Source organism: Variovorax sp. P4_D9, assembly GCF_056401695.1.
In genome coordinates this window covers 1-726 of record NZ_JBFUIU010001672.1, presented here as the reverse complement: position 1 = coordinate 726, position 726 = coordinate 1, and the positions used below count along the sequence as shown (strand labels likewise).

Here is a 726-nt window from a genome sequence, read left to right as displayed (position 1 = left end):
ACCCTCACGTTCGCGGGCTTCCAGAACCGTCGATAGGTTTCCACTAATTGAACTGACGCCAGCGCCTCGGTATGGCTACCGAGAATTCGCTCAATCTTTAGGTAGGCGTCGTTCAACTTGTGCATTGTTAACCACGCGATTCGCTGAATGGAAGGACAGGATAAGGGCTACCTGCCGGCTCTGTCCATCGGTCTCGGCTCGCTCGTCGCCGTCCTCGACGAACTTTCGGTCAAGAACCTTGCTGGGACGGACCGCGACGAGCCTAATTCTTAGCCTTCAAGTCGCAGGCAGTGATGGCTCGGAGTTGGCGCAGCATGTCCTTCACGGTGGGCTCGATCAGGATGTGCACCCAGTCGTCGCTCATGCGCCAGCCGCGGCGCAGCAGGATGTCGTAGGCGAAGCCGCTGTCCGTTGCGTACCCCTCGCCGGAGTCAAATTCCTGGACCTGGTGCGCGTGGGCGTCGCACCAACTGCGCAGCGTGGCCGGGGGCGCCGTGCAGTAGCGGACTTTGAAGTCGCTCATGGCCTGGATGCCGCGTAGATCGCCACGCTGACTCCCGTCCCGACGAACTCGTTCGAGAACACGCCGGACCATTCGCCCTCCCAGCCGTCGAGCAGATCTTTGCCGCGCAAAGATGCGGGTAAAACCGCCACGATCCGGCCGCCGGCCGCGATGAGCGTGGAGGCCTCGTGCAGGTGAGAAAGGGCGCGGCGATCGGAAAATGG

General features: G+C 62.0%; 1 protein-coding gene and 1 pseudogene. Both read right to left on the bottom strand.

The genetic code is table 11. The annotated features are described in order from the left end of the window. Positions 1–262: 262 nt before the first annotated feature. Positions 263–523 (bottom strand): hypothetical protein, encoded by a 261-nt coding sequence (locus AC1DY5_RS57690; protein WP_478123049.1) that lies wholly within the window; start codon positions 521–523, stop codon positions 263–265. Then, positions 520–726 (bottom strand): annotated as a pseudogene (locus AC1DY5_RS57685) (DUF4942 domain-containing protein); the annotation flags it as partial. The pseudogene AC1DY5_RS57685 and the gene AC1DY5_RS57690, both read right to left, overlap by 4 nt.

Excerpts from the sequence above, each read along its gene's own strand:
- AC1DY5_RS57690 (WP_478123049.1), bottom strand. The coding sequence starts at position 523 with ATGAGCGACTTCAAAGTCCGCTACTGCACGGCGCCCCCGGCCACGCTG.